At 35.7% G+C, this 20554-nt stretch carries 19 protein-coding genes; 10 read left to right on the plus strand and 9 right to left on the minus strand.

The window, feature by feature from the left end; genetic code table 11:
* The first annotated feature begins 46 nt into the window (after positions 1-46).
* From A7967_RS04690 to A7967_RS04725, 8 genes are all read left to right on the plus strand, one after another.
* Positions 47-232: a hypothetical protein gene (locus A7967_RS04690; RefSeq protein ID WP_064435454.1), complete on the plus strand. Its 186-nt coding sequence runs from the start codon at positions 47-49 to the stop codon at positions 230-232.
* A gap of 239 nt (positions 233-471) precedes the next feature.
* Positions 472-888: a hypothetical protein gene (locus A7967_RS04695; RefSeq protein ID WP_064435455.1), complete on the plus strand. Its 417-nt coding sequence runs from the start codon at positions 472-474 to the stop codon at positions 886-888.
* Between the two features lie 5 nt (positions 889-893).
* Positions 894-1178 carry a hypothetical protein gene (locus A7967_RS04700; protein WP_064435456.1) on the plus strand — a complete coding sequence of 95 codons (285 nt, stop codon included), beginning with the start codon at positions 894-896 and terminating at the stop codon, positions 1176-1178.
* Positions 1179-1596: 418 nt separating this feature from the next.
* Positions 1597-1977 (plus strand): response regulator, encoded by a 381-nt coding sequence (locus A7967_RS04705; RefSeq protein ID WP_054204595.1) that lies wholly within the window; start codon positions 1597-1599, stop codon positions 1975-1977.
* A gap of 7 nt (positions 1978-1984) precedes the next feature.
* The gene (locus A7967_RS04710; protein WP_064435457.1) at positions 1985-2890 is read left to right on the plus strand and encodes an AAA family ATPase; all 906 of its coding nucleotides are present in this window, start codon (positions 1985-1987) and stop codon (positions 2888-2890) included.
* A 3-nt stretch (positions 2891-2893) separates the two neighbouring features.
* Positions 2894-3898, plus strand: coding sequence for a DUF58 domain-containing protein (locus A7967_RS04715; RefSeq protein ID WP_064435458.1), 1005 nt, complete (start codon positions 2894-2896; stop codon positions 3896-3898).
* Entirely contained in the window at positions 3882-5876 is a 1995-nt protein-coding gene (locus tag A7967_RS04720) for a transglutaminase TgpA family protein (RefSeq protein ID WP_054453570.1), read from the plus strand. Before A7967_RS04715 ends, A7967_RS04720 begins: the two co-directional genes overlap by 17 nt.
* Positions 5873-7195 (plus strand): Na+/H+ antiporter family protein, encoded by a 1323-nt coding sequence (locus A7967_RS04725; protein WP_054204591.1) that lies wholly within the window; start codon positions 5873-5875, stop codon positions 7193-7195. Before A7967_RS04720 ends, A7967_RS04725 begins: the two co-directional genes overlap by 4 nt.
* Positions 7196-7226: 31 nt before the next feature.
* On the opposite strand, the gene A7967_RS04730 is transcribed toward A7967_RS04725, so the two are convergent.
* Positions 7227-9170 (minus strand): response regulator, encoded by a 1944-nt coding sequence (locus A7967_RS04730; protein WP_054453564.1) that lies wholly within the window; start codon positions 9168-9170, stop codon positions 7227-7229.
* Between the two features lie 169 nt (positions 9171-9339).
* Between A7967_RS04730 and A7967_RS04735 the strand changes: the two genes are divergently transcribed.
* Entirely contained in the window at positions 9340-10224 is an 885-nt protein-coding gene (locus A7967_RS04735) for a gluconeogenesis factor YvcK family protein (RefSeq protein ID WP_064435459.1), read from the plus strand.
* Here A7967_RS04735 and A7967_RS04740 read toward each other — a convergent pair.
* Positions 10207-10539: an Hpt domain-containing protein gene (locus A7967_RS04740; protein ID WP_054204588.1), complete on the minus strand. Its 333-nt coding sequence runs from the start codon at positions 10537-10539 to the stop codon at positions 10207-10209. The genes A7967_RS04735 and A7967_RS04740 overlap by 18 nt on opposite strands.
* Positions 10540-10559: 20 nt before the next feature.
* Here A7967_RS04740 and A7967_RS04745 point away from each other — a divergent pair, with 20 nt between their 5' ends.
* Positions 10560-11591, plus strand: a complete 1032-nt coding sequence (locus A7967_RS04745) for a glycosyltransferase family 4 protein (protein WP_054453560.1) — start codon at positions 10560-10562, stop codon at positions 11589-11591.
* Here A7967_RS04745 and A7967_RS04750 read toward each other — a convergent pair.
* From A7967_RS04750 to A7967_RS04780, 7 genes are all read right to left on the minus strand, one after another.
* Positions 11560-12987 (minus strand): sigma-54-dependent transcriptional regulator, encoded by a 1428-nt coding sequence (locus tag A7967_RS04750; protein ID WP_054453558.1) that lies wholly within the window; start codon positions 12985-12987, stop codon positions 11560-11562. The two genes, A7967_RS04745 and A7967_RS04750, sit on opposite strands and share 32 nt — an antisense overlap.
* A gap of 99 nt (positions 12988-13086) precedes the next feature.
* Positions 13087-14550, minus strand: a complete 1464-nt coding sequence (locus A7967_RS04755; protein WP_054204585.1) for a SpoIIE family protein phosphatase — start codon at positions 14548-14550, stop codon at positions 13087-13089.
* Between the two features lie 7 nt (positions 14551-14557).
* Positions 14558-15262, minus strand: a complete 705-nt coding sequence (locus A7967_RS04760; protein ID WP_054204584.1) for an AAA family ATPase — start codon at positions 15260-15262, stop codon at positions 14558-14560.
* On the minus strand, positions 15259-17352 hold the full coding sequence (locus A7967_RS04765) for an SLBB domain-containing protein (RefSeq protein ID WP_064435460.1): 2094 nt from the start codon (positions 17350-17352) through the stop codon (positions 15259-15261). The genes A7967_RS04760 and A7967_RS04765 overlap by 4 nt, the downstream gene beginning before the upstream one ends.
* Before the next feature lies 1 nt (position 17353).
* A complete protein-coding gene (locus tag A7967_RS04770; protein ID WP_244507089.1) occupies positions 17354-18226 on the minus strand; it encodes an OmpA family protein in 873 nt (290 codons plus the stop codon).
* A 9-nt stretch (positions 18227-18235) separates the two neighbouring features.
* Positions 18236-18556 carry an STAS domain-containing protein gene (locus A7967_RS04775; RefSeq protein ID WP_054204582.1) on the minus strand — a complete coding sequence of 107 codons (321 nt, stop codon included), beginning with the start codon at positions 18554-18556 and terminating at the stop codon, positions 18236-18238.
* Positions 18557-18720: 164 nt separating this feature from the next.
* Positions 18721-20544 carry a sugar transferase gene (locus A7967_RS04780; protein WP_054204581.1) on the minus strand — a complete coding sequence of 608 codons (1824 nt, stop codon included), beginning with the start codon at positions 20542-20544 and terminating at the stop codon, positions 18721-18723.
* Between the last annotated feature and the right edge of the window lie 10 nt (positions 20545-20554).

Raw genomic sequence — 20554 nt, forward strand, 5'->3', positions numbered from 1 at the left:
TGTTTAATCTATATACACTAATAAAAGACACGTCACTGGTGACACTATGACTAGAAATCAAAAGTACGAACAAAAGCAAAAAGACAAAGGCTTAAAGAAAATAACTCTTTGGATACCTGATGATTCAGAAGTCGAGATAAAGCAAATGATAGAGTTCTTAATTGATAACCCTGACCATATCCCTTTTATGGCGCGAAACGTTAAAACGGGTCGTATGAAAAAAGCTGTTTAGTTGTACGTAACTTATTACGTACCAGTACTTAGCTAAGCATACGAACCTATCACTTATGGCTTTAGCCATGTAGACCGCACGCTTATACTAATTTAGCATTAATGTTTGTCGGTCGTAACCAAGCGCAGCGCAACCCCTGCCCTTAGTTACTCGATACCGCGCTTGCGCCCTTGATAAACCAATCGGAGTTTAAACTATGATTTTGCATTGTGATTTTTTTAAAAGGAGTAAAAATCACAATGTTTAAATCAGAATTTCATAGACAATATTTATCACTTTTTGGTTATGATTATGCTAAAGGAGCTAAAGAACTTGGTGTAAGTGAACGGCAAATAAGGCGGTATTTGAAAGCTGGTAAAGCAAGTAAACCTGTTGAAAAGCTTTTAAATATCATCTATCGGGGTTATCTTCCCGACTTTGGTCCGTGGTCTGATTGCAAAATCTCTATTCACGATCATACAATGTCCACTCCTTGGGGTGGCGTTCGCGCTTCAGACGTTCAATTAGTCCACCGTTATAAATGGTCAGCACGTGAATCAGAAGGAATGTATAAAAAACTTAAAGAGCAAAACAAAACTCAAGACCAATACTTATCTGATTTACAAACTCAGTTACTGGATATTATTGGTGAAATTTCAGAGCGCACAGGGAGTTGATTTTAATGAAATATCTTTTTTTATACTTAACTATTGTTTTTGCTGGGTTAACTCTATTGTTAACTTATAAATTTATTATTGTAAATGAACCAAGTTACTATACTAAAAAGTATGATATTGAAATTTCACGTCATAAACATATTAATATGGCGAGAAAAGCAATTTCAAGTCAGATAGAAATTTTAAATGATAATCGGAAATTCTTAGAATTATGTGAATTTTGGAGTGCAGAGTTTTTTAAAGACCAAAACCGTTTAACAAAAGAAATTATGGATAAACATTGTGATTAAATGACGAGTTGTCAAACTTGTGAACTGATGTAATTCATTATAAATAAAGGGGTTTTCACCCCTTTTCACTTACACTGTAATATAAATTATAGGCTATCAATAAATGACTATCTCAGGGGATTGTGTAGATTTGTGATAAGTCCAATACTAGACGGTATCGGACATTTAATACATTTTAAATAACATCAACTCAATAGTTATAATATTAGTTGAACTAAAAATTATTTATTAGTTACTGTTATTATTCTAGACCATAAGTTCACACTTCTGTTTACTATAATCACTTAAATAGGACTGATTTATAATTAGTCCTATTTCATTAAAGTTACTTTATTAGCGTATCTTTCTTGAGGTTATCTATCGCTTAGCATAGTATTGAAAATACAATTTGAGCTGTACGTAATAAGAAGTAAACAATATGGAATTTGTGCGCCCGCTAGAACCAATCCTAATCATTGACGATGTTCAGGATATTCGTAACTACTTAAATCAAATTTTAACTGAACTAGGATTTGAAGATATCCTTGAAAGTAGAGATTTTGAATCAGCAAAATCAGTCATTGATGAAAAGTCCCCTAATGTTATTTTCCTCGACATTGAGCTTCCAGATACAGATGGTACACAAATACTTGAGTACCTAAATGATCATTATCCGCACACTCATGTTGTTATGTGCTCTGGCCACAATAGTCTCGAAAATGTACAAAATACGTGGGAACTTGGCGCAAAAGGTTTTATTGCAAAACCCTTCAACGCTAAAAAAGTAGATACGGTAATGAAACGTTTGGAACTAATTTAAGGTTATTATGCAAAGCTCTGTAAACGAAATTATTAAAGATTTATCACAGGTTATTTTTGGAAAACAACGACAAATTAAATTGGCATTAACGTGTCTTTTTAGCCAAGGACATTTGTTGATAGAAGACTTACCCGGTATGGGAAAAACAACGTTATCACACGCGCTTGCTACGGTACTTGGTCTATCGTATCAGCGAGTCCAATTCACGAGTGATTTACTACCCTCAGATATACTTGGTGCAAGTATATTTAATTCCAACGAACACGTTTTTACTTTTCATAAAGGACCTATATTTAGCCAGGTAGTTTTAGCCGATGAAATCAACCGTGCTGGACCAAAAACACAAAGTGCTTTATTAGAAGCAATGGAAGAAAACCAAGTTACTATTGATGGTGAGAAACATGCCCTACCCATACCATTTTTTGTTATAGCAACTCAAAACCCTTCTTATCAATCAGGTACTTATCCGTTGCCTGAATCTCAATTAGATCGTTTTTTTATGCGAATAAGCTTAGGTTTCCCACCAAAGGAAGCTGAACGTAAATTAATTCTCGGTACTAACAATCGAGATTATGATGGCTTACCTGTACGTATTGCTCCACAACAGTTAATAGAGATACAAAAACAAGTAACAGCTGTGACGATAAGTGCGCCTGTAGTTGATTATATTTTAGCATTGGTAACTTATACACGAACAGATAATAAATTTGCAAACGCACTTTCTCCTAGAGCCAGCATTGCACTTGGAAAAGCATCGCAAGCATGGGCTTTTATTGATGGCCGAGATTTTGTTACACCAGATGATGTTCAAGCTATTTTTGCAAGTGTTGCGCAGCATCGCTTAGGCCTGCAACATGATATGAGTGATCAACAAATTAGCCAATTATTAAATGCTGTTAATGTGCCACTTTAATTTATGAAGAATAAAAAAAATCAACGTATTTCAATTTGGTATAAACTAAAAACGATTGTATTTAAAGCATTGCTAAAGAAAAAACACAACACCGAGCGTTTAATACTAAAACATAATACTATTTATATTTTGCCCTCTAAAATGGGGGCTGGTTTTTTATTAGTAACGTTACTTAACTTTGTCCTTGGTATTAATTATCAAAATAACCTAATACTAGCAATGGCTTATCTTATGCTCGTTGTTATGGTACTTTCATTATTAATGGCTTACAGTAATGCAAAAGGGTTAACCATTGAATATATAAAAAATATTTCTAGTTATGCTCCCTCCTCTGCTTTACTCCTTTTACAAATCCATACTGAAAAAAATTGCCAAGCGCTACAGATTTTTTACGAAGGTAAACTGCTTTCTACAATTGATGAAGTTACCTCTGAAAAATGCATAACTCACTTAGACTTAGGCCTTAATACACGAGGCGAATACTCACTTAATCGTTTGAAGTTTTTAAGTCGCTACCCTTTTGGCTTAGTATCAGTCTGGAGTTATATGCAGGTTTCGTTAAATGTTTTTGTTTATCCCAAACAGCAAAAGCCACAGCAAGACGTTGTAGTGACAAATAATCAAACCCCCAATGATGGGAATAATAAACATCTAAATGGTGCTGATGAATTTGATAGTTTAATCACTCATCAAGTTGGCATGGGGATGCAACGAATTTCTTGGAAGCATTATGCAAAAACTCAACAGCTTATGATGAAGGAGTTTGTTAGCTTTTCATCCGACAGCCAAATTTTTGATTTTAACCAACTTAAAGGAAGTACCGAATTTCGGCTACAACAATTAAGTTTTTTAATTAGCAACGCGCATGATTCAGGTGTGCCCTTTGGATTACAATTAGCCTCAACACACTATTCCATTAGCCAAGGTAAAGAGCATATGCAAAATTGCTTACAAGCCCTTAGTCGTTTTTCAAACTTGACGAAGGCTGAAAATGAACATAATTCCTAATCACAAAGCGATCAATTTATCGCTTTGTGTCATCTACAGCGTGGTTTTATGTTTTATTTTTCCGGAGTTGCCACCGGTATTCAATTCATTATTAGTGGCTTTATGTATCTGGAATGGGGTAACCATTCTATCCAATAGAAATAAACCTAACGCTGTTATTGCGAATATACTTGCAGCGTTGAGCTTATTTGTACTTTTTTATGATGTGGGTTTTAGCGATACCGTTACGCTTTTTGTCGCAATGCTCATTTTATCTAGCTTGTTTAAACTGTTGCAAGCCACAACTAAAAAGCATTATCAAACCATCACATTGCTAAGCTTTTTTAGTTTATCTACCGTTTATTTATTCTCACAAAGTATTTTAGCTACCTTGATAATTAGTACACTTTATATTCTAAATTTTTCTGTCTTAGCCCTTATTGAATCTAAGCATAACTTGAAAGTAGCATCAAAAAAGAGTGCTAAATTGCTGCTTTTAGCATTACCTATCGCTGTTTTTTTACTCTTATTTTTACCTAAACTTCCCGCTTTTTGGCAATTGCCTGGACCTAAATTGGCTAAAACAGGTTTGTCTGAAAGCGTAAATCCTTTCGATATTGCTAAGCTATCAAATTCAGATGAACTCGTTTTTAGAGCTCAATTTAATGATGAAAAGCCACCACAAGGCCCCTATTATTGGCGGGCAATTATCCATGATGAGTTTGATGGTAAAACGTGGCTGATATCTGATACTTTAAAACAAACACAAACTCATAAACCGATTAAGCATAATGTAGCGAATGAGTCATTACAGCGCTATCAGATATTCGCAGAACCGTCTTCGCAGCCTTGGTTATATGGATTAGCAGTGGCGACCTCTGAGCACGGCGATATTAAAGTTACTGAAGATGGCCTATTACTTCGTAGCCAATTTTTAAGCAACAGTATAAATTACAGCGTTAAAAGCGCCCCACTATCATCAATGCCTATATCTCGCTGGCAACGCTTGCAAAATATACAAATTGATTTAGCCGAAAATACAAACCAGCAGACTCAATCTTTAGCTAAAAATTTATTTTCTGCTAATGACAATGATCCACAACGCTTTTACAGTGCAATGTATAACTACTTTTCCAGTAATGGGTTTAGCTATACCTTAACACCGGATCCGATGACTGGAGATAACACGCTCGATCAATTCTTATTCTCGAATAAGCGCGGATTTTGCGGGCATTACGCGAGTTCTGCTGCATTTATGTTTAGATCTATAGGCATACCTGCACGTGTTGTATCCGGTTATTTAGGTGGTGAATATAATATAAAAAGTGGTTATATGAGTGTTTACCAATATGATGCGCATGCTTGGGTTGAAGTTTATATCAAAAATCGTTGGACCATTTTTGATGCTACTGCTGTTGTTTCACCAGAACGATTAAATGGCTCTCTCTCGCAACATCAATCACTTAGTGATGAATTTACCAGTAATCTAGGGTTTGGTTTACTGCGTTTAAGTAATATTGCCGGATTTAATTGGTTAAGGTTAAAACTTGAAAACCTCGATTATCAATGGACAAGCTGGGTGTTAGGCTTTGATCAACAAAAGCAATCTTCTTTCCTAAAAGACATTTTTGGTAATAAGCAGCTTTGGCAAATTGCATTGATAGCGTTAGCAACTGTTACCTTGATATTTATTGGCTATTTTATTTATTTAAGTTGGCCTTATTCATCTAAGTCATCCACCCATCCTATTGTTAATGATTATCTGAAAATAGAGCAATGGCTTATTAAAAAAAATATTAAACCTGAGTCAAATGAGACCCCATTACTGTATTTACAACGCGCTTCATATGCACTTCCTGAAAAAAGCAACTATATAGAGCAGTTCAAGCAACTATATAGTGATGTCCGTTATCGCCAATTAGTATTTAGCGCTTATCGTAAAAAACGAAGCTCAGATCTGGTAAAATTAATTAAAACAAAAACAAAGAGAAAACAATGAATGCAGTCGTAATTGGCGTTATTTTGATGCTAGGCCTAACTTTAGCGCGGGTGAATGTGATTGTTGCAATGACTTTAAGTGCTCTTGTGGCAGGCCTAACTGCGGGTCTTGGGTTAACGGATACACTGAATGCTTTTAATGCTGGCCTCTCTGGCGGCGCAGAAATAGCTTTGAGCTATGCGATGCTCGGAGCATTTGCAGTTGCAATATCTAAATCTGGATTAACAAGGATTTTAGCAGCAAAACTATTACAAAAAGTGAACGATAACAGCGGCAAAAGTGAAAATTTACTTAGCTATTTTATCTTATTTATCATATTGGTCTGCGCGATATCATCACAAAACCTTGTACCTGTTCATATAGCCTTTATCCCAATTTTGATACCTCCCCTTATTGTGGTATTTAATAAATTAAAACTAGATAGACGCGCAATTGCATGTATTTTGACATTCGGTCTAGCGACGTCTTACATGGTTCTACCCTATGGATTTGGTGGTATTTATTTATATTCTATTTTGCATAAAAATCTTGTAGATAATGGCCTTGAAATTATTAATACCCAAGTGCCAATGGCAATGATTATACCGGCTTGCGGTATGCTCTTTGGCTTACTCATTGCGGTGTTCTTCAGTTATAAAAAGCGCCGTATTTATAAACAAGATGAAGAAGAAGAAAATGCAGTAAACGTTATTATAGAGCATCCTAAAAAAGTTTTGATCGTGGGTGTCACTGCTGTTTTAGCTTCTCTTCTGGCTCAAAATGTCAGTGGTTCGATGATATTAGGCGGGCTTGTTGGTGTAATGATTTTTAGTTTATTCGGGGTGGTTAAGTGGGAACAAAATAGCGACGTATTTAGTAAAGGTGTTGCTATGATGGCCATGATTGGTTTTATTATGATTTCGGCTCAAGGTTTTGCTGCTGTTATGAAAGCAACGGGGGATGTTGGCAGTTTAGTTCAAAGTGCAGCCCTTATTATAGATGGAAATAAACCATTAGCCGCTGCTTTAATTTTATTTGTTGGTTTATTGATCACAATGGGAATTGGTAGTTCATTTTCGACCGTGCCAATCATTGCAACTTTATTTGTTCCTTTATGCTTAGAGTTAGATTTCTCAATTATGGCTACAGCTGCATTAGTGGGAACTGCCGGTGCTTTAGGCGATGCCGGCTCGCCTGCTTCAGATTCAACACTTGGGCCAACATCCGGTTTGAATGTTGATGGACAACATGATCATATTTGGGATTCAGTGGTTCCAACCTTCATTCACTTTAATATTCCACTTCTTATATTTGGTTGGATTGCAGCCATGTTGTTATAGTAAGTTCCTTAAATAGTACCGTTATCATATATTACTGAGTAAAGTACGTCTTGAGCGCTTTATTTAAATCATGAAAGCGTATAGGTTTAGTAAGCACCTTATCCATTCCAGCATCTAAGCAAGTCACCTTATCTTGGTTAGATGCATTGGCAGTTAAGGCAAATATAGGTATATTTAGCCCCAATTTATTGCGAATTATTTTTGTCGCAGTTATCCCATCCATGATAGGCATCATCATATCCATTAAAATTAAATCATACTGCTGATCATTTAATTTATCTAATGCCACTTGCCCATTATCCGCTAGTGTAACATCATGATTTAACTTTTCTAAAAAGGCCTTAACAAGAACTTGGTTTGTTGTATTATCCTCGACGACTAAAATAGACAGCGACTTTAATGTGAACTCCTTATCTGTGCTGTGGTCAACTTCTTCATATATCTGGTAAGGTATGCTAATTGAAAAAGTTGTTCCTATATTTAAAACACTATCAACATTAATAGTTCCATTCATTAATTCAATCAAACTCTTCGTTATGGTTAGGCCTAAGCCTATGCCCTGTTGCCCTCGGTTTACGCTGTTATCAGCTTGATTAAATGCATCAAAAATTGAATCTATCTTATCATTAGAAATACCTTGTCCAGTATCACTCACCTCAAACTTTAAATAGTTCTCAGCACAAAATGCATGTAAGTGAATAGTACCTACTTTTGTAAATTTAAACGCATTGCCTAGAATATTAAATAAAATTTGTCCTAATCTAATATCATCAATTAACACGAGTTTAGGTAGTGTAGGTGAGATATCTGTATTAAAAACAATACATGAAGATTTCTCGGTAATTAAAAATTGCGCCGCAATATTTTTTGCTAATGATGCAACATTCGTAGGTCTAAGCTCCAACTCTGCGGTTCCTGATTCTATCTTTGAAAAATCAAGGACATCAGAAATAATACCTAATAATAAGTCTGCACTACTATTGGCGTAGTTTAACCAACGTGTTTGTTTTTGGGTCAACTCAGTATCTGACAGCAGCTCTAGCATTCCTAAAATAGCATTCATGGGTGTTCTGATTTCATGAGACATCACAGCTAAAAAAAGAGATTTAGCTGTGCTCGCTTCTTCGGCTCTTTCTTTGGCTTGCTGCAGAGCTTGCTCTCTATCTTTAGCAACGGTTATATCTTTAGCGATACCTAAATAGCCGATGTAATTTCCTTGCTGATCGTATTGTGGCTTTCCACTTAAGGAAACCCATGCATTTGGGTCGCTATCTATCTCGAATTCGAAGTCAAGGAACTCCTCTTTACACACTAATAAGTGATTAAACTGAAGCCATTTTTTGTGCTGTTTTTTTTCATTTCCAGTCACAATTCCATCAAAGGTTTTATTAGTAAATTTTTTATGATAAATCTTATGATAATTATCATTGCTCAGTACATTTAAAAATATATTTTTGGTATCAGTACGCCAGAACCACTCACTTGCAAAATCTTTAAATAAGTCGCTGCGTAGTGAGTAATCTCGAAGCAAGGATTGTGAAATATCCATTTTTACTTTTGTACTTGCAGAGTGCTTTATAAATAAAAAAAACTGTTGCAATAAAATGTCGATAAGCTGAAGCTCAATAAATTGATACCAGCATTCTTTTAATACACAAGTAAAGACTAAAAAATCACGATGTGTAACCTCATAAAGTGCATTAACTTTCACAGCGTCAGCTTTTATTCGTGATCCTTTTGGATAAAATAATTCGGAGCTATCTATTAAATCATTAACCTTAAGAACGGTAGAATTACTATAAAGTACAGAGTAGCTGTTACCTTGTTTTCCTAATATGGCACACTCATCATAATCTATATAATTACAAAGAATTTTTTTTAAGTTGTCATATGCATCTTGTTCATCCTTGCTGGTTGTTAAAAGTGCTAAATCGTCTTTGAGTCTACTTGAGCTATAGTTGTTTTTTATTTGCACTTATCACCTATTTATAATATGCATTGCACATTGCAAATATAGATGCTCTTGTTGTTTTTATCCACTAAGTTTAATAATTTTGTTCTTTAATTTTCATTAGCTTACAAAGTAACTTAATCATGGAATAAATAATGCTGTATATAAACAACATTATTAAGGTGATTAAATTATGAAGATAGTATGTTTAGGTGGTGGCCATGGTTTAGCGCAGGTATTAAGTGCAATAAGACCATTATGCAGTCAGTTGTCAGCAATTGTTGCTACTACAGACAATGGTGGTAGCACTGGACGGATACGAGAGGCCCAAAAATGTGTAGCATTAGGCGATATTCGTAGGTGTTGTTTACAATTGACGGATGATCAGTCTCTTATTCATTCTATTTTCAAACATAGGTTTGATGGTGGTGAATTAGATGGCCATAGTCTTGGTAACTTAACCTTATTAGGGCTGACTCAGCTGACAGAATCACCAACTGAAGCGGTAGCTTGGTTTAATGCAATGTTAGGAAATGCTGAGACAATTTATCCAATGTCAGATCAACCAACAGATTTAGTCGCAACACTACAAAACGGTGAACGTATAGTCGGTGAATGTGAAATAGATGCTCTTACAGAGATACCGAATACCATCAGTTTGTCATCAAACATAAAAGCAGCCCCAGGCTCAGTAGATGCAATTATGGACGCTGATCTTGTTCTAATTGGTCCAGGTAGCTTAATAACAAGTGTTATGCCTTCTTTGCTAATTCCTGAAATAGCCGATGCAATTAAAAAAACATCGGCATGCAGAATATTTATTGAAAACATCACTACAGAAAAAAGTGTTATGAAAAATATACCATTAAATGGCGTAGACTGGCTAGAAACCCAACTTGATTATCAGTTTTGTGACTTAAGTATTTCTGCGGAAGCAATTAACGATATTTTGCTCCATTTTAATGAAGAAATTAAAGTAAACGACCAACAGCATGATATTAGCCAGCTGAGTCAGGTATTTTCAGAGATTCTAAAGATACCTATGCACGATCACAGTACATCAACTACCATTAATTAGTCGCTCTGCGTGTTTAAAGGTGGTAATACTTTGATGCTCAGCTTGTGAAATCAGGTTGCTTAATTGAGAGTCGAATTGTCGCTCGTTTGCTTTGACCTCAATTTGGCCGCAAAGCTTGCCTAATTCGAGCGCACCATAGCTTAGACTGCTGCTTTTTAAGCTGTGCGCATTAATTTCTATTTCTTGCTGTTTTGTTGGGTCTATTAGGTTATCGATTACTTTTTTAGACTCTGTAACATAGACTTGTAATAATTTTTTTGCCAGTTCAGGGCCAACATCTTGTTCGAGCTGCGAGAATACAGTGTTATCGATCATTCCTACTCCTTGGAGGTGTTATGTATTATAAAGTGTTGTTGTTAATAGATTCTTCACTGTTAGGTGGTGTAGAAACCCATATAATTGAGCTTAACAAACTTTTAAAAAAAAACCAGATAACATCGACAGTTTTATTTATTCAAGATCATAACAATGAACCTTTTTACGCGCTTCTAGATGACGCTAACATCAGCTATACATTTTCGGACGGCAGCTACACTACGACAGCCAGATTAGTAAATCAAATAGATATAAATACGGTTTTACATACACATGGTTACAAAGCGAGTATATACGGTAAGTTAATTTGCAAATTACATGGTAAGCGCTGTGTTTCTACCTATCATGCAGGAGAAGCTGGTAAAGGTAAAGTATGGTTATATAATCAGTTTGATACCCTTATGAGCTATTTTTCCATCAATTTTGCTGTATCTTCACTTATAAAAAACAAAATATATAAAGCACAATTACTCGAAAATTTTATTGAATTTAAGTCATCTAACGTACAAAAAATGAATGGCGGCATTTTGAATATTGGCTATGTTGGGCGCTTATCTTACGAAAAAGCACCAGATAAATTTACTCAACTTTCAGAGATGTTTAAAAACAACTTAGGTGTGCAGTTTCATCTATTTGGTGAAGGCCCAATGAAAGACAAACTGAACCTTAGCTATCTAACTTACCATGGCTTACAACCCCAGGATAAAATATGGAAAACTATCGATGTTTTATTAATTTGTTCTTTGGAAGAAGGTTTACCTATGGTATTGATTGAAGCCATTGCCAATAATGTTCTCGTAGTCAGTACGCCAGTTGGTGAAGTACCTAACATTATTGAAAATAACATTACTGGTTATTTACTCAAGAATCATACAGTTCAAGAGATGTATCGAGTATTGAACTTAATAAGCAAGCAGAGCTCAGTGGAAATTAATAAAATAAAAAACGCAGCATTAATATCAGCTAAACCGCGCTTTTGTGGCGATCTACAATTTAACTTATTACAACAGGCGTATAAAACTAGCTTACCGCGGACTCTTCCCAGCCTTTAATTTTTCTATAAATAGTCGATGGACTCACATCCAACAATGCAGCAGCCTTTGGGATATTGTTATTGCAAATTGAAATTGCAGTTTCGATGTAGCGTTTTTCCACAACCCATAACGGCTCTATCTGGTTTTTATCATTTAGTTTTGCCGGTTTGTTTAGCTCTTCATTTATGTGCTCATGCTGATTGAAAGGCGAAACACTGTTAAGCTTATTAACCGCGTTATGAATAGGCGATGTAGATGGAAAAATTGGGATCATACTTATTTCAATAAACTCGGCATTATTCAAGACTATTATATTACGAATAGTATTTTCGAGTTGTCTTACATTTCCAGGCCACTCATAGCGTTCAAATAAGCTTTTAACTTCAGCAGACATACCTTTATAAACGCGACCTTCTTCTTTACTGATCTTTTTAAATAATGCATCTGCAACTTCTATTACATCATTCTCACGGTCCCTTAAAGGTGGCAATGAAATTGGAATTACATGTAAGCGATAATATAAATCCTCTCTAAAACGCCCAGCTTCTACTTCAAGCAATGGATCTCTATTCGTTGCACAAACAAAACGTACATCTACTTTTGTCTCTTTCTCACTGCCAACTTGTTGATAGCATCCAGTCTGAATAAAACGTAATAATTTACTCTGCAGATTGATATCCATTTCGCAAAGTTCATCTAAAAATAGAGTTCCGCCGTTCGCTTGGCCAGCTGCACCTTCTCTATTCGATATTGCGCCGGTAAATGCACCTTTTAAATGGCCGAAAATTTCGCTTTCGATCAAATCTTTCGGTATTGCAGCACAATTCAACGCTACAAAAGGTTTATTTGATCGAGGCGATGCTAAATGTACGGCTTTTGCGCATAATTCTTTACCGGTTCCACTTTCGCCAGTTATAAATACCGTTGCTTTACTGACCGATGCAGAATTAATTATCTGATAAACAGATTGCATAACACGAGAGCTACCAATTAAATCAAAATATTTTCCATTTTCATAAGTTGTCTTATAAGTTTTGACTGTTTGTTTTAATGCTTTTAACTTTAATGCATTATTAACTGTGATTCGAAAACGATCTGCTTCAATAGGTTTCTCTAAGAAATCACTAGCACCTAACTTAATCGCTTGTATAGCCATTTCTTTTGTCGCATGGCCAGTTAACACAATAACTTGAGGTGAATTTTCCGTACTAAAAGAAGATAAAATATCTAAGCCATTCATATCAGGTAACATTACATCTAAAATAACTAAATCAGGCTGAAATTCATCGAGGGCATCCAACGCTTGTTGACCCGTATGAGCAATCTTTGTATTAACACCTGTCGGAATTAAATAAGATTGGTACATAAGTGCTAAAGATTCTGTATCTTCTATTATTAAAACTTTAGGGGGCATAAAGTACTTCCTTTTGGTTACAACCAACTACAGAATATAGGATCTCTTACTACAGCTTAGTGTGTATTAGGTAGATTTGTAAACACTAATAGTAAAATGCTAGCTAATTACTATCAAAGACGCATCATCTATCTCTTTTGTTAACGATACTTGTGTACTACGCCAAAGCTGTTCTGCGTATTCATTATGCGCTAATTCCCCCCCAGGCAAATTTACACGCAGTGAAGTAATATCATCTTGCTGAGTTTCTCTATTCTCTAGCCACCCGTCAGTGTAAAGTAATATATGCTCAATATCGTCCATGGGATAATCAAACAACTTATAATGATGATCTTTTGACAAACCTAATAATGGATCTGTGCCTTTTAAATCAATTATCTCCCCTTTTTTAGTAATTATAACTGGTGATGGGTGGCCTGCATTTAGCCAGTAAAAGCGATTATTGTTAATAAAGGCGATCAGTAATGTAACTATGCTTGATTTACATATTTTTTGATCATAAAGCGCTTTGTTTAAACTTGGTAATAATGAGGTAAGAGATGGATTACTAGATAAATAACCACTTATGAACCCTTTAACAGCAAAACTTTCTTTTAGTGCCTGAAGGCCATGTCCCATCATATCACCCAATACAATTGGCTGTAGTTCATGTTCAGGTAGCATACAAAAATCCCCCCCATTATTGGTCGTTATTGAACCAAAAACACGGGCTTTTCTATTATTTTCAATATCAATTACTGCTGGTGTTTGGTTATCGGATGTATAATATTTTAAAGCCGAGAAACGATGTATAACGCGCTCAATACTTTGTAATAGGCGCATCTTTTTTACTGGCTTAATTAAGTAATCATCAACACCAAGGTGATTAATTGTTCTTATAACTTCTTCACTATCATCCCCTGTAAGCATCACTACTGATAGTTGCATTTTTAAATTTGATTGGTTTAATTTCTTTAGCAGCGGCTCACATGTGCCTTGTTTTAGCTTGTGATCGAGTAATAAAATAGTGGCGCCCGATGTTAAAATTGCTTGCCAACCTGATTCAATATCAAGACAGGTGATAACCTGAAAATAAGGTGTTAAGTAGGCCTCTAACAAAGCGAGTTGGCTTTTATCATCATCTATATAAATAAGCGTAGGACGCTTATCTATATTCTGTAATGTAAATGAGAAATAATTGTATTGTTCATAATTACGATATGACGCTTTAGGATAGTAATGCCTTATAAGAGCAACTCCCATGCCCCCTTCAACAAGTTCCCCACTCCCTATATCCCAGTTTGAATCATTGTTAGCGAATAAATCATATGGCTCTAAATTATCAATGAACTCTAAAGTAATTTTTTTATCATCGCTGCGATATATCTTTAAAGTCAGGCTTTCTATTACATCACTCATATTATGACGAATTAGATTTGTTAAATATTCCGTACTCACCAAACCGGCAGAATCTATATCGCTATTACGTACCGATAAAGCAGTTAAAACATGTTTAAGTACTTGGCGTATTTCGCTTACTGCTGACCACTGTAATGTGAACTTTCGTTGATATAATGTATCCATAATTGGCTCAATAGGGATGAAATAACCATTGCTGGCGGTTAATTTTATTAATTAAAAAACGTGTAAGTCGTGGCCATTTATGCTGCCTTGCTTTTAAGGAAGCGATCATTCTAACGCCTAGTGGTGCAAATTTATGCTGGCCAATAATTATTCTTATATGTTTATGCGCCGCATGTTTTAAATTCTTAACAGCACTGCACAATGATTCTTCATCATTCACACCTAAAGCAACTGTAAGAAGTGTTAAGTCAGAGCATAAACTAAGCGCATGCAATGGAACATTCCCTCTGTTTCGTTTTAATGCAGGTGACATATCAAGTAAAATATAGTCATATTCTTGTTTTAGTCTATCAATTCCATCGTTTAATATTTGCTTGTTTTTGACTGATTCAGTTTCACTTAAATTTTGCATCGTCAACAAGTCAACATGCTGATACTTAACAATGTTCAGTTGGCATGAAATGTCGCTGAAGCACCATTCGTTGCTAAGAGATGGTAAGGAGTTCCCTATTTGAAAAGGATGTAACGGGTTTAAATCAATGATTAAAACTTTTGCTCCTTGTGCATTAAGACGTCTTGCAATACTTGCACATAGTGATGATGAGCCTTCTTCGCCAGATAATGACATAAAAGTTATGCATCGGGCTTGGTGGCTATTAATTTCATTACACACCTCTTCGAGCTCTTGATATTGAACAGGAATTAGTTTCATAGGCCAACCACTAATGCAATTATTGTTACAAAATCAAGAAAGTTGGATCTAAATTGGCTAAGTAAGTCTTGACCTTTATCAGGTACGTATAACGTATCGCCCGCTCGCAATACAGGTAAATTTACGGAGTTTGGGTTTTTAACAAAAGCTTCTAAATCAAATACCCTAGATTGCTCCTTGCAGCAAGAGTGATTTACAACGACTATTTTATCAATTAATGCCGAACTTGAAGGACCGCCAGCTTCGGCTAGTGCATCAAGAATACTCATTGTGTCATTAAAAGTATAACGCCCAGGTTTTTGAACAGCCCCCATAATTCTAACTACTTGTTCTTTGGGAGTACGCAACCAATCTTTATCTTTTTCTGGAACGAATATGGTGTCGCCTGGTAAAACGTGCGGAAACAATGTTTCATCGCCAGTCTCAAAATACAGGGCTAGGTCAAGTTTACTAACACGTGCTGTATTGCCATTTCGATGGGTGATTCTAATGTTACGAAGATCAGCGTTTGCGTTTGGACCATCCGCCGCAGCTAAAATATCAATAAAGTGCATGTTGTCATTAAATGCGTAGCGACCCGGAGAGCCAACTTGACCCATTATATAAATAGACTTGCTAGATTCTTGACGTATCCACTGTGACTTATTGTTTCCAGGATCGACGGGTAACTCTTCAACAATAATTGTGTCACCAGCAATTAATTGAGGTAATGTTAATTGGCCATCTGTGATTGTGTATTTTTCTAAGTCGAAGCGCTGTGTCACATCACCATTTCGGACAATTTTTATATCATTAATGTTTGCGCCTTTAGTCGGCCCCCCCGCATGCGCTAGTAAATCGGTGAAGTCCATCTCTGTGCTCCATTCATAGCGACCTGGGGATGTAATAGCACCAATAATTTTGATTGCTCTTTTGGGTGGGATTTTAAGCCAGCTTTTTTCATTTTGATCTGTTTTTTCTGGAACAAAAATTACATCACCTGGGTTCAAATCTGGTACTGTTACTGACGTTAAGCCTTCACTATAACCTTGAAGGTCAAAAAGAATACTTTCCCCATCAGGTGTTAAAATTTTAATTTGTCGAGTTTCAGCAAAACGAGTTGGTCCACCTGCATTAGCTAATATATCCAAAAAATTAGTGCTGTCAGCTGCCTCATAAGCGCCAGGTTTTTGTACTTCACCCATTATATATACTGTGCGTGAAGTTGTATTTACATCATCAACCATAATAGGGACATACACAGTGGAACCTGATTTTAACCTAGGCATGGTGTCATTATTAGGTTTATCAAGATACGCTTTCAAATCAAAAATTATGGGCGTTTTATCATTAATTACACGGATTTTAGTTACATCAGCGTAACGTGTTACCCCTTCAGCTCTCATTAAAGCGTCTAGTACGCTCATCTGTTCTTTGAAAGAGAAACTTCCTGGATTATGAACCTCTCCTAATAATGTAATTGCACTGTTATCGCTTGCGTCACCAGATGCACTTAATGTTTGTGCGTCAAAGTCAATTTGTACATTACCAAGTAATGGCGATACTGGCACAAATACTGTATCTGCACTTTTAAGTTTCGGCAGTAATTTGCTATTACCAGAATCAAGATACGCTTTGTAATTAAACTCTATAACTTCTTCACCTCGACGAATTTGTAGACGATCTAACTGAGCCCCTGGTTTTAAATCCCCCGCCGCAGATATAACCATTTGAATATTTCCATCAAATGGGATACTCACTTGTGAGGGAGTATTAACATAACCTAATACATTGATAATAATGTTACGAGATCTTACTTCCACGTAAAAATCTTCCATTGCCACATAAATATCGCTTAGGAGCGTTTTTAACTCACCTTCAACTTGACTTACTTGTTTATTTATAACAATCACCTTACCAATTTCAGGTAATAAAATGGTGCCGTCTTTATTAACTTCAAATACATTTTCGAATTCAGGTTCTCCAGGTAAATACAAAAATAATTTATTGCCCACTTCAATATTTCCAGTGTTATTTTCAGCATTTTCATTACTTAAGCAAACACTAGAATAGCTCAATAGAATAGTTAAAATGATCACAATAAACTTCATACTAATACTCCTTCGGACCATTTAATATTTTGGTCCAATTAGATAAAGATTTAGCTTTAGGGTTGGTAGATTCATCATCTGCTGTAATATCAATCACAATCGCTTCGACTCTTCTGTCAGAGTGGCGTTTAGAAAATGAATCAGCATCACTACTATAAGGCTTTAGATTACCTTGAGTTAGGGTTGTTATGTATTCAGGATTCACACCATAAATACCAAGCCAATGCTTTACTGTTTCTGCTCTTTTGAGTGCCAGTTCAAAATTATCATTCCGAGTGCCGGATTCATCAGTATGACCAATTAGTAATAGTGATATATTTTTAACTTGTTTAATTAAGTCTGATGCCTGTGCTAGCTGGGCCATGTATTTAGGCGTAATTTGAAAATCATCAACAGCAAATTGATTATCACTGTTAAGTAGGTTTTTAATTTGATCTCTAATTGACCGTGTTGCTTTTTCTTGAGCCTCAACTTTTACACCCGCACAAGATGTCATTTTGCTTACAGTTTCAAAATGATTACTCAACTGTGTTAGAGCATGATGATGTATTAATAAATCATGCTCTGCGTCTTGCCACATTTGTGCAGACACTAATCTTCTAATACGATTTTCATAGATTTGTGCTCTAAGCAATTGTCCTGGCATGCATTGTTGAATCCCTTGAGCTTTAAGTAAATCAAGTTTTAGTACTTGGTGCTCAAATTCACTAATAACGAGGGTTTCTTCTGATTGGAAGATCCTATCTTCTTGTTCATCCGTTAACGGGTAATTTTGATATCTTTCAGCCCATCCACCTTGCCCTTCATCTGGCCAAGAAGCACAGCCCCCCATTAATATTATTAAAACTAAACATATTATGTGCTTCAAATTCATAGTTTGTCCTTAAATTACGTCAGACTGCTCGATAAATGGAATTGTTTTATCTACACGTAACAAGCTCATCAGTTTATGGGGTTGCCCTGATACGTTTAGCAAAGCTAGTTTTTGTCCATTTTTTTCAATGCGCTTATATAAAAAGACCATCGCACCAATACCTGATGAATCAATAAATTCAGTTTTAGAGAAGTCTAAAATAATCTGCGGTTCAGGACTGTGAGCTAATTGCTCAAATTGATCTTTAAATGTATCGACGGTTAGGCCTGAGAAATCTGTGGGGAGTGCGATAATTTGAATATCGCTATTTGCATTAGTTGATGAAGTCATAATATTAACCTTTATGTTGTTAGCTAATTAAATATAGTACAACTTAAGTGCCAATGTTTAACTTATTGATATATAAATGATAAAGATTAAGGAATGAAAATAAATACGCAAAATGCAACATAACTATAGTCATCCTTTGCATTTTGCGAACTTGTTTGGCGGCTTTATTGCCCTTTCCCAGTAAAAACAACGATAAAAGTTTTAGTTAAAATTGATATTTCCATTTTTAACCAGGACATTGGCGACGATAAACTGAGTACATAGGCATAATCCCACCCTATTTTATTTCTCGCATCTTCTAAGGTTTCATCATAACCATTCATTACTTGCGCAAGGCCTGATATGCCGGGTTTGATGCCATAAGTTCGTTGACAAAAGTATGGGATTTCTTTTTCTAATTTACCGTAAAATATAGGCCTTTCTGGTCTTGGGCCTATTAAAGACATATCGCCTCGTAATACATTCCACAATTGCGGCAATTCATCAATTCGGGTTTTACGAATAAAGCGACCAACCGGCGTTATCCGAGGGTCATCTTTCGAAGCCCAGACAGCACCACTTACAGCTTCAGCATCAACAACCATCGAGCGAAATTTATAAACATTGAATAAAGAGACGAATGTATCTGTGCTTTCACCAACCCTAAATTGTTTAAATAGCACAGGCCCTTTCGACGTTGATTTAATAACGATGGCTGTAGTAAGCAGAATAGGAAGCACAAGAACTAACCCAACAATTGACCCAATGATATCAATTACTCGCTTAATAACTCTAACTACCGGAAATTTTTGTTTCGATAATGTATTTACACGTCGCCATGGCTTATTAAAACTACCAAATTCATATTTAATAATGCCTAAGAGCGCCATAAAATAGCTATTGATGATATAGATAACTTTGTCGACAATGGGTATTTTTTTTTGCACATTAAAAAGGCGTTTTATAAAGTCAATACTATGTATCGTTATTATTCCAGTACTTATTAATATAGCCCAAGGTGCATGGATAACTATTGCAGCACAAAAAACGGTAATATAAATTGCAGCTAAGATTAGCGGCATCACCCCGCGCAGTACTTTATGCGAAAAAAAGTTAATAAACGTCCAGCCTAACCTAGGGTTGAGCAATGACATTAAAGATTTTATTTGCTGCCAGTTACCAGCCCCCAACCTCACGCGACGAGCATAGTCTTGTGCTTGTTGATCCGAGTCCAATTCATATATAACAATATCTTTATCGATGACTGCTTTGCCGCCACTTTGCATAGCTCGCATAGATAAGACAAAATCGTCATTAATTGTTCCATTCTCAAGCTCAAATGCATGATCAGATCTCATCGCAAACATTGCACCAGGCACTCCAATTACAGCACCACGTTCAGATTCCATCTGTTTAAGTTTATTTTGATATTGCCAGTAACCTTTTTGTTCATTTGTCGCTGCTTCATCAAGTGTATATAGCCCGGTGGTCACGGTAACATCAGGGTCTTCAAATTGGTTTGCGATTTTATTTAATGCATCAATGCTTAGTAATGCGCTAACATCTGAAAACAATAAAATATCGTATTGTGAACGAGCAATATTTATTAAGGTATTAATACCTTTAATTTTCCCTTGGTTATCTGGGTTTACATGAAAAAAACAGTTTACTTGTTGATCAAAAAGAGATGCTTGAGCCTTTTGCGCTAAATCAAAGCTATTATCTGTACAACCATCGAAATAGACATGTATATCAAATTTTGTTGTCGGATAAAGTAAAGAAGCAAGGTTATGCAGCTTTTCACTTATATGTGCCTGTTCATTATAAACACACATTAATATTGCAATAGTGGGTAATTCATCCGTATTTACCGCAGTATTGTCTGTCGCTTTATCTTGAGGCTGCGAAGCAAGCTCTGGTTTTAATAACCTGAGTAGTAATGGATAGCCTAAGTGGTGGTATAATACGATACTCACCAACAAAATGAAGATAACCATAAATATTTCCATTTTTTATTCC

Origin of the sequence: Pseudoalteromonas neustonica (genome assembly GCF_001653135.1) — a bacterium.
GTDB lineage: Bacteria > Pseudomonadota > Gammaproteobacteria > Enterobacterales > Alteromonadaceae > Pseudoalteromonas > Pseudoalteromonas neustonica.